Annotated in this window: 9 protein-coding genes; 5 read left to right on the forward strand and 4 right to left on the reverse strand. The window is 58.8% G+C overall.

What is annotated here, in order from left to right; all coding sequences use genetic code 11:
* Positions 1–43 precede the first annotated feature (43 nt).
* The 5 genes from rbfA to E4O98_RS00220 all read left to right on the forward strand — a co-directional run bounded on the left by rbfA (position 44) and on the right by E4O98_RS00220 (position 4,962).
* A complete protein-coding gene (gene rbfA / locus E4O98_RS00200; protein ID WP_003176137.1) occupies positions 44–439 on the forward strand; it encodes a 30S ribosome-binding factor RbfA in 396 nt (131 codons plus the stop codon).
* Positions 440–442: 3 nt separating this feature from the next.
* Complete coding sequence (truB, locus tag E4O98_RS00205; RefSeq protein ID WP_005791476.1) at positions 443–1,360, forward strand: tRNA pseudouridine(55) synthase TruB; 918 nt, start codon at positions 443–445, stop codon at positions 1,358–1,360.
* A 115-nt stretch (positions 1,361–1,475) separates the two neighbouring features.
* Entirely contained in the window at positions 1,476–1,745 is a 270-nt protein-coding gene (gene rpsO, locus E4O98_RS00210; RefSeq protein WP_003177875.1) for a 30S ribosomal protein S15, read from the forward strand.
* Between the two features lie 195 nt (positions 1,746–1,940).
* Positions 1,941–4,046, forward strand: coding sequence for a polyribonucleotide nucleotidyltransferase (gene pnp, locus E4O98_RS00215; RefSeq protein ID WP_005791474.1), 2,106 nt, complete (start codon positions 1,941–1,943; stop codon positions 4,044–4,046).
* A 295-nt stretch (positions 4,047–4,341) separates the two neighbouring features.
* The gene (locus E4O98_RS00220) at positions 4,342–4,962 is read left to right on the forward strand and encodes a BON domain-containing protein (RefSeq protein ID WP_032879445.1); all 621 of its coding nucleotides are present in this window, start codon (positions 4,342–4,344) and stop codon (positions 4,960–4,962) included.
* Between the two features lie 294 nt (positions 4,963–5,256).
* On the opposite strand, the gene E4O98_RS00225 is transcribed toward E4O98_RS00220, so the two are convergent.
* From E4O98_RS00225 to pgi, 4 genes are all read right to left on the reverse strand, one after another.
* Entirely contained in the window at positions 5,257–8,184 is a 2,928-nt protein-coding gene (locus E4O98_RS00225; RefSeq protein WP_223018238.1) for a DUF748 domain-containing protein, read from the reverse strand.
* A gap of 87 nt (positions 8,185–8,271) precedes the next feature.
* A complete protein-coding gene (locus E4O98_RS00230) occupies positions 8,272–9,288 on the reverse strand; it encodes a class I SAM-dependent methyltransferase (RefSeq protein ID WP_078822319.1) in 1,017 nt (338 codons plus the stop codon).
* A 93-nt stretch (positions 9,289–9,381) separates the two neighbouring features.
* Complete coding sequence (gene acs / locus E4O98_RS00235; RefSeq protein WP_228308970.1) at positions 9,382–11,319, reverse strand: acetate--CoA ligase; 1,938 nt, start codon at positions 11,317–11,319, stop codon at positions 9,382–9,384.
* A gap of 105 nt (positions 11,320–11,424) precedes the next feature.
* Positions 11,425–13,089, reverse strand: a complete 1,665-nt coding sequence (pgi, locus tag E4O98_RS00240; protein WP_032879450.1) for a glucose-6-phosphate isomerase — start codon at positions 13,087–13,089, stop codon at positions 11,425–11,427.
* Between the last annotated feature and the right edge of the window lie 206 nt (positions 13,090–13,295).

Below are 13,295 nucleotides of genomic sequence, written 5' to 3' on the forward strand. Positions count from 1 at the left end.
GACCCCACGGGTTTCACCGTGTGGCAGTAACAGGTAACAAGACATGGCAAAAGAATACAGCCGTACCCAGCGTATCGGCGATCAGATGCAGCGTGAGCTGGCTCAACTGATCCGTCGCGAAGTCAAAGACCCCCGCGTTGGCCTGGTCACCATCACCGCCGTTGAAGTGAGCCGTGACGTGGGTCATGCCAAAATCTTCATCACCGTGATGGGGCAGGACAACAGCGAAGAAATCGCGCAAAGCATCAAGGTGCTCAACTCCGCCGCAGGTTTCCTGCGGATGCAGTTGGCCCGCGAAATGAAGCTGCGCAGCGTTCCGCAGTTGCACTTCCATTACGACGAAAGCGTCGTGCGTGGCGCGCACCTCTCGGCCTTGATCGAGCGCGCCGTGGCTGAAGACAGTCAGCATCCGTCCACACCTGAAGACGCCAAGGAGTAAGCGGTGGCTCAGGTCAAACGTATCCGTCGCAACGTCAGTGGCATCATTCTGCTCGACAAGCCCATTGGTTTTACCTCCAATGCGGCGCTGCAGAAGGTCCGCTGGCTGCTTAACGCCGAGAAGGCGGGACACACCGGCAGCCTGGATCCACTGGCCACCGGCGTTCTGCCGTTGTGCTTTGGTGAGGCCACCAAGTTCTCGCAGTACCTGCTTGATTCGGACAAGGGTTATGAAACCCTCATGCAACTGGGCAAGACAACCACCACGGCAGACGCCGAAGGTGATGTTTTGCAGGTTCGCGACGTGACCGTTGGTCGTGCGGATATCGAAGCTGCATTACCTGCTTTTCGTGGGCAAATCAGTCAGATACCGCCGATGTACTCGGCGCTCAAGCGGGATGGGCAACCTCTTTATAAGCTGGCACGTGCGGGCGAAGTGGTGGAGCGCGAACCGCGTTCTGTTACTATTGCCCGGCTGGAACTGCTCGCCTGTGAAGGTGACACTGCTCGATTGGCGGTGGACTGCAGCAAAGGCACCTATATCCGTACCCTCGTGGAAGATATTGGTGAGAAGCTGGGCTGCGGTGCTTATGTAGCTGAACTGCGACGTACCCAGGCAGGCCCTTTCACCCTGGCCCAGACGGTCACGCTGGAAGAGCTGGAAGCGGTGCACGCCGAAGGCGGCAACGAAGCGGTTGATCGCTTCCTGATGCCCTCGGACAGCGGTTTGCTGGATTGGCCATTGCTGCACTTCTCGGAGCACAGCGCGTTCTACTGGCTCAACGGCCAGCCGGTACGCGCCCCGGATGCCCCGAAGTTCGGCATGGTGCGAGTACAGGATCATAACGGTCGCTTTATCGGTATCGGTGAAGTGAGCGAAGACGGGCGCATCGCGCCGCGTCGACTGATTCGGTCAGAATGACCGAACGAGGGTGGCTGTTAATAGGCATGGTCACTTCTCATTTATAGATACGGGGGTATGCCCTCGGCCTATTGAGATCACCCCTTGGGTGGTTTCCTGAAAAAAGGATTGCCTCATGGCTCTCGACGTTCAAGAAAAAGCACAAATCGTAGCTGACTATCAGCAAGCTGTTGGTGACACTGGTTCGCCAGAAGTGCAAGTTGCACTGCTGACCCACAACATCAACAAACTGCAAGGTCACTTCAAGGCCAACGGTAAAGACCACCACTCCCGTCGTGGTCTGATCCGCATGGTAAACCAGCGCCGTAAGCTGCTGGACTACCTGAAAGGCAAGGATCTGGGTCGTTATCAGACTCTGATCGGTCGCCTGGGTCTGCGTCGCTAATCAGCGATTGCGCTAGAGGTTGGTTGTCTGCCGTGTGCCAGTGGGATTCCCGCTGGCCCATGGTAGGCTCCCAGCCTCAAGTTTTATCTGGATCCACGTTTTACCCTGGACGAGGGTCGGGCCGATTCCCGACATTGCCCAAGAATTTCGCAAGAAGACAAGTTCCCCCAAGAGCCACAAAGAAGGTAGGACACCGTGAACCCGGTTATCAAAAAATTCCAGTTCGGTCAGTCGACCGTTACCCTCGAGACAGGCCGTATCGCCCGTCAAGCCTCCGGCGCAGTGCTGGTTACCGTTGACGACGACGTTACCGTACTGGTGACCGTGGTTGGCGCCAAGACCGCTGACCCGAGCAAGGGCTTCTTCCCTCTGTCCGTTCACTACCAGGAAAAGACTTACGCTGCCGGTAAGATCCCTGGCGGTTTCTTCAAGCGCGAAGGCCGTCCTTCCGAGAAAGAAACCCTGACATCCCGACTGATCGACCGTCCGATCCGTCCGCTGTTCCCGGAAGGCTTCATGAACGAAGTGCAGGTTGTCTGCACCGTCGTTTCCACCAGCAAAAAGACCGATCCGGACATCGCTGCGATGATCGGTACTTCGGCTGCGCTGGCGATCTCGGGCATTCCGTTCGATGGTCCTATCGGTGCCGCTCGCGTTGCTTTCCATGAAAGCACCGGTTACCTGCTGAACCCGTCTTACGAGCAGCAGAAAGCTTCGAGCCTGGACATGGTCGTTGCCGGTACCTCCGAAGCCGTATTGATGGTTGAGTCGGAAGCCAAAGAGCTGACCGAAGACCAGATGCTGGGCGCCGTACTGTTTGCTCACGACGAGTTCCAGGTGGTAATCAACGCGGTCAAGGAATTGGCTGCCGAAGCTGCCAAGCCAACCTGGACCTGGGCTGCTGCCCCGGAAGCCACCGACCTGCTGGGCGCTATCCGCTCCGAGTTCGGCGCTGCCATCTCCGACGCCTACACCATCACCGTCAAGGCCGACCGTTACGCTCGCCTGGGCGAGTTGAAGGACCAGGTTGTCGCCAAGTTGTCCGGTGAAGAAGGCCAGCCTTCTGCCAGCGACGTCAAGGCTGCATTCGGCGAAATCGAATACCGCACCGTTCGCGAAAACATCGTTAACGGCAAGCCACGTATCGACGGTCGCGACACTCGCACCGTGCGCCCGCTGAACATCGAAGTCGGCGTGCTGCCCAAGACTCACGGTTCGGCGCTGTTCACCCGTGGTGAAACCCAGGCCCTGGTAGTCGCGACTCTGGGTACTGCCCGTGACGCACAACTGCTGGACACCCTGGAAGGCGAGAAAAAAGACCCGTTCATGCTGCACTACAACTTCCCTCCGTTCTCGGTGGGCGAGTGTGGTCGCATGGGTGGTGCTGGTCGTCGTGAAATCGGTCACGGCCGTCTGGCCCGTCGTTCGATTGCTGCGATGCTGCCGGCTGCCGATGTGTTCCCGTACACCATCCGTGTCGTATCGGAAATCACTGAGTCCAACGGTTCCAGCTCGATGGCTTCCGTTTGCGGTGCTTCCCTGGCGCTGATGGACGCTGGTGTGCCGATGAAGGCGCCGGTTGCCGGTATCGCCATGGGCCTGGTTAAAGAAGGCGAGAAGTTCGCCATCCTGACCGACATCCTGGGCGACGAAGACCACCTGGGCGACATGGACTTCAAAGTAGCCGGTACCGCTAAAGGCGTAACCGCGCTGCAGATGGACATCAAGATCAAGGGCATCACCGAAGAGATCATGGAAATCGCTCTGGGCCAAGCCCTGGAAGCGCGCCTGAACATCCTCGGCCAGATGAACCAGATCATTGGCCAGTCGCGTACCGAACTGTCGGAAAACGCTCCGACCATGATCGCGATGAAAATCGACACCGACAAAATCCGTGATGTTATCGGTAAAGGCGGCGCGACCATCCGTGCGATCTGTGAAGAAACCAAGGCTTCGATCGACATCGAAGACGACGGCTCGATCAAGATCTTCGGCGAAACCAAGGAAGCGGCTGAAGCTGCACGCCAACGCGTCCTGGGCATCACCGCTGAGGCCGAGATCGGCAAGATCTACGTCGGCAAGGTTGAGCGCATCGTCGACTTCGGCGCATTCGTCAACATCCTGCCGGGCAAAGACGGTCTGGTTCACATCTCCATGCTGAGCGACGCTCGTGTTGAGAAAGTGACCGACATTCTCAAAGAAGGCCAGGAAGTGGAAGTGCTGGTACTGGACGTGGACAACCGCGGCCGTATCAAGCTGTCCATCAAGGACGTAGCAGCAGCCAAGGCTTCGGGCGTTTAATCACCCCGCGTTCTAGCTGAAAAAAAGGGACTCTTCGGAGTCCCTTTTTTGTGGGAGAAGGAAATTCCCCTAAAATCAGTTGTTTAGTCGCCTGCAAAAAACCGCAACTTGCACGCAGGCACGACCTGCTTCATGCAACTTGCACGATTTCGAAAATCACTCTGTTTTTTAACTTGTTGTTTTATAACGATTTTGTCCTGTTATCCCACTTGGCACGCCGCCTGCACTATCCCTGTTAGCGCTGCAGCATCAAGGTTTACGTCTGCAGACTTTTAATAAAACAGGAGTTATTCGTATGAAGAAGTTCGCTCTCGCTACTGCTACCGCTCTGACCCTGGCGATGGGTGCTAACGTAGCCTTTGCTCAGACTTCCCAAGCCCCTATGACTTTGGCGGCCGGTGAAGCGACCAAGGCTAAGGAAAGCGTTTCGGATACTTGGATCACCACTAAAGTCAAAGCCGACCTGCTGACCGAAAAAGGCATTCCGGGTTCGGACATCAAGGTTGAGACCAACAAAGGTGTGGTTTCCCTGTCCTCCGACGTAGCAGTCTCGGATTCGCAGAAAGCCACTGCTGTAGCCATCACCAAGAAAATCAAAGGTGTGAATGCTGTTTCGGCTGACGGTCTGCTGGCTGGCGGCGCTGTCAAAGCTGACGGCATCGACAAAACCAAAGGTGCGGCACACGACGCTAAAGAAACCACCAGCGACACTTGGATCACTACCAAAGTGAAGGCTGACCTGGTTACCGAGAAGGGCATTCCTGGCACTGACATCAAGGTTGAGACCAACAAGGGCGTAGTGTCCCTGTCGTCTCCGACTGCCGTGACTGCATCGCAGAAAGAAACTGCGGTTGCCATCACCAAGAAAATCAAAGGCGTTAAAGCTGTATCGGCCGACGGCCTGAAAGCAGAGTAACGTTAAAGGTTTCGTTTGAACGATATAGCGGCGGCTTAGGGTGAGCTAGTTATCCACCCGATGCACCTCTGGAGTTCATGCGACCGACCACACGGATGTGGTCATTACAGGCCCCGGCACTTGTGTCGGGGCCTGTTCTATTTTGGGGTTGAAACAAAACTGCCAGCCAACCCCCCAAAAAAAATGTGGGAGCTGGCTTGCCAGCGATGTTGGCACCTCAGTCATTCGGTTGCACCGAGGTGATGCTATCGCAGGCAAGCCAGCTCCCACATTAGGATAGGCGTTGCTCAGAAGTTACTCGGCATCCAGATGCATTGGGGTGATGACCCGACCATCTTTCTCCGCCTGCCCCAGTTGCGCATCAATGAAGTACACCCGCTCATCTTCCAACTGGCCCTTGTCCACCAAGTAATCCTTGATGGTACTGGCGCGCTCCTGGCCCAGTTGGCGCAGCAGCACATCACTGCCGCTCCAGAACTTGATCACACCCTCTTTGAGCTTCGCCGAGCGCTCATCGCTGCCAAGGTTTTTCCATTCGGCGGGAGGTTGCTGTTTAAGACGGGTGCGGTAGATACCTTCCAGCAACGGTGCTTTTTCTTTCTCGGGCACTTCAAGCAACGAAGCTTGGGCCGGGACTTTGTCGCCACGGCGCTGGAGGATCTTGTAGTAGTTGTACTGGTATTCACGTTCCAGCCGCTGCGCCGCCAGGAACGGCCCATCGCTGCTGGCAGCAGCCGTGCCTTCGATTTCCAGGCGCAGGGTAGGGCGCTCTTTCAGTGCCTTGGCCAAGGTGTTCAGCGCGCCCTCGGCATCTTTGTTCAGCTCACTGGAGCCGGCGGCGAACGAAACATTACCCAGGTCTTCAGAGCCGCCACCCGTCACCAGCCCGCCAATAAACTTGAAGGGCGCGGTCGCTGCGCGGACGACGAGGTTACGCAGGGTCTGCCACACAATCGGCATCACGCTGAATTGCGGGTTGTTCAGGTCGCCACTGACCGGCAGTTCGATCGAGATCTTGCCGTCGCTGTCCTTGAGCAGGGCGATGGCCAGGCGAATCGGCAAGTCCACCGCATCGGAGCTGTCGACTTTCTCACCCAGTTGCAACTGTTCGACCACCACTTTGTTTTCGGCCTTCAACTGGCCCTTGGTGATCACGTAGTGCAAGTCGAGATTCAGCCGGCCCTTGCGGATACGGAAGCCTGCGAACTTGCCCGAGTAAGGTGTCAAGTTGGTCAACTCGACACGTTTGAAGCTGGTCGCGATATCCAGGGCTGCCATCGGATCAAACGGGTTCACGCTGCCCTTGATGGTCACTGGGGCGTAACGGTCTACCTTACCCTTGATATCGACGCTGGCCGGTTTGGCCTGGCGACTATCGATGGTGCCAATCTGGCCGTTGAGCTGTTGAATCGCGGTGGCGAAGTTGGGCGTGAGGCTGAAGTCGGCAAAGTTGGCCGAACCATCGTTAATTGCGATCTGCCCGATGTGGATGCCCAAGGGCTTGTCTTTGCTGGCCGCCGGCTTGGCGGCTGATTTGGCACCACTGTCGGCAGGCTGGGGAATCAGCAAGTCATCGATGTTGGTGGTGCGATCGTCGTTGATCATGAAGCGCGCATACGGCTGCAGCAGGTTGACCTTGTCGATCGACAGGCTCTGACCGTGCTGATAGTTCACACCCTCCAGTACCAGGCGCTGCCACTTGAGGAAGTCGCGGGTCTTGAGGGTGTCCAGGGTATGCAACTGATCGACCTGAGCGCGGCCGGTGATTTGCAGGGCCAACGGCTCGGTGCTCTTGAGGTTCACATCCAGGTTGCCGCCCAACATGCCGCTGCGCAGTTCCAGGCGAATAAACGGGCTGATATACGACTGGGCCACCCGCAGGTCGATGTCCTGGGTATTCACTTTCAGCTTGGCGCTGACCGGGTTGAGGTTAACCTCGCCGGTTGCCTGGATCTTGCCTTGCTTGCCCACGCCACTATCGACCTTCAAGGTGAAGGGGCTTTGGTTGAGGCTGTCGAAGTTCTGCATGTCGACATTCAACGGGCCCAGTTCCAGCGCCACCGCAGGTTTGGCCTGGCGGTCGGCCAGGTGTACCTGATAGTTACGCAGTTGCACATCCTTGAGCATCACTTGCCAGGGTTTGCTTGGCGCTGCCGGTTGGGCTTCAGGCGTGTCGGCGTTGGCCGGTGCCGGTGCCGGTGCCGGTGTTGGCTTGCTTGGCTGGCTGGCGAACAGTTTCTGCCAGTCGAGTTGGCCATCGGCTTCAAGAGCGGCCCAGGTTTCCAGCTTGTTGCTGCGGATTTTGCCGACGACTACCTGCTGCTTGGCCAGGTCTACCGTAGTTTCGCTGACATCCAGGCGTTCCAGGCGTACCAATGGCCGGCCATCCGGCGCCTTGATCGCGAAGGGCGCAATGCTGGCGGCGGTGTTGGTCAGGTTCAGCTCGGTCTCTTTGGCCAGGCTGAACTTATAGTCGGTGCTGAAGTTAAGCACGCCGTCTTCCAGCACCAGCGGCAAGGCGTCACGTACATACGGCCACCAGGCTTTCATCTTGCCGTCGGTGACCTTCAAGGTACCTTCGGAGGTGATCGGTACCAGGCTGACATTACCTTTCCAGTCGATCTGCCCGCCGTCAGGGCCAGCGGCCACCAGGGTCATGTCGGCGTTGTCTTCGGGCAAGGTGCTGAGGTTTTTCAGCTCGAAGTCGAGTTTGTCGTAGAGGAATTCGATAGGTTCGCTGGGGCGCAGATCTCGGAAATGCAGATTGCCGCCCGCCAGTTTGATGCTGTCGATACGCAGCGGGAACGGTTTGGCATCGGGATCTGCGGGAGTCGGTTCGCTCGGCGGCAGTTTGAACAACTGCGCCAGGTTCAACTGGCCGGATTTGTCGAACAACAGTTCGGTCTTGGGCTGGTCCAGTTGCACATCAGCCAGGTGCAGGGCGCGGGTCCAGAGACTGTCGGCCTGCAGGTTGGCGTAGAAGCGCTGGAAGCCCACTTGTTCTTTGCCCGGCTCACCGATCTTCAGGCCCCACAGCGTGAGTTCCAGGCTGAACGGGTTGAGCTCGATGCGCTCGATTCGCGCCGGCACCGTGGCGTAATTCGCCAACTGTTGGTTGGCAATGCGAAGAGCGATGCCGGGTAAAATCAAAAAGCCCAGCAAGCTGTACAAAGCCAGGGCGGTCAACAAGGCGCCTGCGGCGCGGATCAATCCTTTGGGCATGGGTGACGCCATCTGTGTCGAACGAGAGTGCCTTGGAGTATGGCACGGTAATTCGGTTCCGAAGAACAGTGGCTGCTGGGAAACTTCCTACAAATGCAGGATCAAGGTCTTTAACGGAGGCTGCTGATCTGTGGAAGGAAAGTCTGCCCCGGGTGTCATGACCTGCCAGTCGCGCACTGGGCGGCCGGCTTTTTCTGCGCAACGCAGCACCTGTTCACGCCAGTCATCCATGCTGACTTTCGCCAGGTTGTTACAACAGATCAGTACCCCATTGTCAGCGGTGGTCAGCAGCGCGGGCTTGAGCAAGCTCTGATAGTCGCGCAGCAGGTCGACGGTGCCGAACGCGCTCTTGGCCCAGGCGGGCGGATCAAGCAGAACCAGGTCGTACTGGCGCTGCTCCAGGCGCGGATAGCTCGGCAGCTTTTGGCCGCGACGCTGGGTGATCGGCAGGCCCGCCAGTTGGCGAATGGCCGGGAAGTAATCGGACTGTACGAACTCCATGCTCGGCAATTGTGGGTTGAGCAGGCCGTTTTCACGCCCGACCGCCAGGTTGCCCTCGGCAAAATCCAGGTTGCACACTTCGCGTGCGCCGCCGGCGGCCGCGCTCAAGCCCACGCCGCAGGTGTAGGCGAACAGGTTCAGCACGCTTTTGCCGGCGCTGTGATCCTTCACCCAGCCACGGGTGTTACGCAGGTCGAGGAACAGCAACGGGTCCTGCCCGGCATGGCGCCCCCGCACACGGTAGCTGAGGCCCCACTCGTGGCCGACCAGGTCTTCCAGCGCCGCAGGCTCTGCGCGGTATACCGTGTCTTCACGATCGATACGCGAGTTGCCTCGGGCACGGTCGTTGTACACCAGCAGCAATTCCAGGCCCATGTATTGGTTGATCAGTTGATGCAGGTCCAGAAGGTCTGCGCTGTCCAGCGACTGATGGAAGCTCTGCACCAGCAATTGCGGGCCGTAGCGGTCGATGGTCAAGCCGCCGGCGCCTTCCTGGCTGCCGTGGAACAGCCGGTAGCAGTCCGTACCCTGGGCGTGCAGTTCGTTGATCAGGTCTTGGCGGTGATCGAGGGCGGCGCGCAGCGCCTGATTCAGGGGGGTCATGAAGCGCGCCTTGCTTGCAGAAAAATAAGAAAATCGGGGCGCGGAGTTTAACAGTTAACCCCGGCCTGCACAGGCCGGGGATTATCCTGAGCGCTATCGGTTCAGGCGTTTGTCGATCAACCCGTCTACGACGCTTGGGTCAGCCAGGGTTGAGGTATCGCCCAGGCTGTCCAGTTCGTTGCAGGCGATCTTGCGCAAGATGCGCCGCATGATCTTTCCGGAGCGGGTTTTCGGCAAGGCAGGCGCCCACTGGATCAGTTCCGGTTTGGCAAAGCTGCCAATTTCCTTGCTGACCAGGTCCAGCAGGTGTTTTTTCAGCGCATCGCTGGGTTCTACGCCGTTCATTGGCGTTACAAAGGCATAGATGCCCTGGCCCTTGACGTCATGGGGATAGCCGACCACAGCGGCTTCAGCGACCTGGTCATGCAGCACTAGGGCGCTTTCGACCTCGGCGGTGCCGATGCGATGGCCGGACACGTTGATCACATCATCGATGCGGCCGGTGATCCAGTAGTCGCCGTCTTCATCGCGGCGCGCGCCGTCGCCGGTGAAGTAGTAGCCGGGATAGGGCTTGAAGTAAGTGTCGATCATACGCTGCGGGTCGCCGTAGACGCTGCGAATCTGCCCCGGCCAGCTTGATTTGATAGCGAGGACGCCGCTGCCGGCGCCGCTGATTTCCTTGCCCTGCTCATCGAGCAGCACCGGTTGTACGCCGAACATCGGCTGTGTCGCGCAGCCCGGCTTGATGCGCTGGGCGCTGACCAGCGGGCTGAGCATGATGCTGCCGGTTTCGGTTTGCCACCAGGTATCGACGATGGGGCAGCGCTGTTCGCCCACCGCATTGAAATACCAGTCCCAGGCCTCCGGGTTGATCGGCTCACCGACACTGCCCAGCAGGCGCAGGCTGGCGCGGGAGGTGCTCTCCAATGGGCCGTGGCCTTCACGCATCAGGGCGCGCAAAGCGGTGGGCGCGGTGTAGAAAATATTCACCTGATGTTTATCGATCACCTGCCAGAAGCGCGAGCTGTCCGGATAACTCGGCACGCCCTCGAACATCAGCGAAGTGGCGCCATTGGCCAGCGGACCGTAGACGATGTAGCTATGCCCGGTAACCCAGCCCACATCGGCGGTGCACCAGAACACTTCGCCCTCTTGGTAGTCGAGTACGTACTTGAAGGTCATCGCCGCTTGCAGCAGGTAGCCGCCAGTGGTGTGCAGCACGCCCTTGGGTTTGCCGGTGCTGCCGGAGGTGTAGAGGATGAACAGCGGATCCTCGGCGTCCATCGGCTCGGGTGGGCAGTTGTCGCTGGCGGCGTCCAGGGCCGCTTGATACTTGAGGTCGCGGCCCTCGTTCCAGTTCACGCTGGCTCCGGTGCGCTCGACCACCAGCACCGTGCTGACGTTCGGGCAACTGGCCAGGGCTTTATCGACATTCTGTTTCAGCGCCACGGGCTTGCCGCCGCGCACGCCTTCGTCGGCGGTTATCACGGTGCGGCAGTCGGCATCGAGAATACGGTCACGCAGGGCGTCAGGCGAAAACCCGCCAAACACCACCGAGTGCACCGCGCCAATTCGCGTGCAGGCCAGCATGGCGTAGGCCGCTTCCGGGATCATCGGCATGTAGATGCACACGCGGTCGCCTTTTTTCACGCCACGGTTTTTCAGCACATTGGCCAGGCGGCTGACGTTTTGATGCAGTTGGCGGTAAGTGATCGTGGAGGATTTTGACGGATCGTCGCCCTCCCAGATGAAGGCCGGCTGATCGGCGCGTTGCGCCAGGTGACGGTCAATGCAGTTGTAGCTGACGTTCAGTTGGCCGCCGGCAAACCATTGGGCGGCACCGGTATTGATGTCTGACTGCTGGACGGTGTGCCACGGTGTTATCCAGTCCAGAAAGCCCTTGGCCTGTTCGGCCCAGAAGGTCTCTGGCTGCTCGATGGATTGGCGATAGAGGCGCTGATAGTCTTCTTGACTGAGTTGCGCAGCCCGGCGGACGGCATCGGCGGTGGGAAACGTGCTGATATCGAACATGAGCGATCCTTATTCTTGTTTTTGCGACAAGTGATAAAGATGCACCCTGTGGTGGGAGGGTTCAAGGCCAACGTCCAAACAGACGTTGGCCTTGAGTGATCAGCATCAGCCGCGGTGACGACCGCGGAAGTAGTTGATCAGGCCCTGGGTCGAAGCGTCCTCGGCTGAGGTTTCTTCGGCGCCCGTCAGGCGGTTGTAAACGCCTTTGCCCAGTTCCTTGCCCAGTTCAACGCCCCATTGGTCAAAAGCGTTGATGCCCCAGACCACGCTCTGCACGAACACCTTGTGCTCATACATCGCCACCAGCGCGCCGAGGCGACGAGGGCTGATGCGTTCGACCACGAGGGTGTTGCTCGGACGGTTGCCCGGGATCACCTTGTGCGGTGCCAGCTTCTGCACTTCCGCTTCCGGCAGGCCCTTTTCACGCAGCTCGGCTTCGGCTTCGCCGCGGGTCTTGCCGAGCATCAGTGCCTGGCTCTGGGACAGGCAGTTGGCGTATAACCACTGGTGGTGATCGGAGACCGGGTTGAAGCTGACGATCGGCACGATGAAGTCGGCCGGGATCAGTTGCGTCCCTTGGTGCAGCAGCTGGTGGTAAGCGTGCTGCCCGTTGCAGCCTACGCCGCCCCAGATCACCGGGCCTGTATCGGTGGACACTGGCGTGCCGTCCTGGCGGACGCTCTTGCCGTTGGATTCCATGTCCAGCTGTTGCAAATGCTTGGTGATGTTACGCAGGTAATGGTCGTACGGCAGGATCGCATGGCTCTGCGCGCCCCAGAAGTTGCCGTACCACACGCCCAGCAAACCCAGCAGCACAGGCATGTTGGCTTCGAACGGCGCGTTCAGGAAGTGCTGGTCCATGGTGTAGGCACCCGACAGCAGTTCCTTGAAGTTGGACATGCCGATGGCCAGGGCGATTGGCAAGCCAATCGCCGACCACAGCGAGTAACGCCCACCTACCCAATCCCACATCGGGAAGATGTTCTCTTCACGAATACCAAAGGCTACGGCCGCCGCGTTGTTGCTCGAAACGGCGATGAAGTGGCGATACAGCTCAGCTTCCGAACCACCCTGGGCCAGGTACCAGGCGCGGGCGGCCTGGGCGTTCTTCAGGGTTTCAAGGGTGTTGAAGGATTTGGACGACACAATGAACAGCGTGGTCTCGGCGCGCAGCTTCATGGTCAGCTCGTGGAACTCGCTGCCGTCGATATTCGCCAGGTAGTGGCAACGCACGCCTTTGTGGGCGTAGGACAACAGCGCTTCGGAGACCAGTTCCGGACCGAGGAACGAACCACCGATGCCGATGTTCACCACGTCGGTGATCGGCTTTTCGGTGTAGCCACGCCACAGGCCGTCGTGGATGCGGCCGACCAGGTCAGTAATCTGGTTCAGCACCTTGTGCACGTCCGGCATGATGTTCACGCCGTTGACCGACAGCTTGTCACCCACCGGGCGGCGCAGGGCGGTATGCAGCGCCGGGCGGCCTTCGGAAGAGTTGACGGGCTCGCCCGCGTACAGCGCATCAATCGCGCCTTTAAGGTTCACTTCCTTGGCCAGGTCCACCAGCAGGTCGCGGGTTTCGCTGGTGATCAGGTTTTTCGAATAATCGAGGAAAAGTCCGCAGCTGCTCAAGGTAAATTGGGAAAAGCGCTGAGGGTCGGCATTGAACGCTTCGCGCATGCTGAAATCCTGCATGGCTTGGCGATGTTGAACAAGCGCTTGCCAGGCGGGCAGAGCGGTAACGTCATGAGGGGTGCGGTAGTACGCCATCGCTGCGGGTTTCCTTTTATTACAGGGACTGCCTTTAGGACACTTAAAAGCCCGGAACATCCATTCTTGTCTCAACGACTGGGTTCCAGACAGCGCTAACCATAGCGCAGGGCGATTACATTAAACCTAGCGTGTGGATATGTCTTGGCTTTGTCTGCGCTGTGGCCGGTACTTTTTTATACCGGCACAGCCGTCGGGGCAACAGG

The organism is Pseudomonas sp. W2Jun17, assembly GCF_023127795.1.
In the GTDB taxonomy this organism is placed as follows: Bacteria; Pseudomonadota; Gammaproteobacteria; order Pseudomonadales; family Pseudomonadaceae; genus Aquipseudomonas; species Aquipseudomonas synxantha_A.

Coding starts and splice junctions, on each gene's coding strand:
- E4O98_RS00220 (WP_032879445.1), top strand. CDS start 4,342: ATGAAGAAGTTCGCTCTCGCTACTGCTACCGCTCTGACCCTGGCGATG.
- E4O98_RS00225 (WP_223018238.1), bottom strand. CDS start 8,184: ATGCCCAAAGGATTGATCCGCGCCGCAGGCGCCTTGTTGACCGCCCTG.
- pgi (WP_032879450.1), bottom strand. CDS start 13,089: ATGGCGTACTACCGCACCCCTCATGACGTTACCGCTCTGCCCGCCTGG.
- acs (WP_228308970.1), bottom strand. CDS start 11,319: ATGTTCGATATCAGCACGTTTCCCACCGCCGATGCCGTCCGCCGGGCT.
- E4O98_RS00230 (WP_078822319.1), bottom strand. CDS start 9,288: ATGACCCCCCTGAATCAGGCGCTGCGCGCCGCCCTCGATCACCGCCAA.
- rpsO (WP_003177875.1), top strand. CDS start 1,476: ATGGCTCTCGACGTTCAAGAAAAAGCACAAATCGTAGCTGACTATCAG.
- rbfA (WP_003176137.1), top strand. CDS start 44: ATGGCAAAAGAATACAGCCGTACCCAGCGTATCGGCGATCAGATGCAG.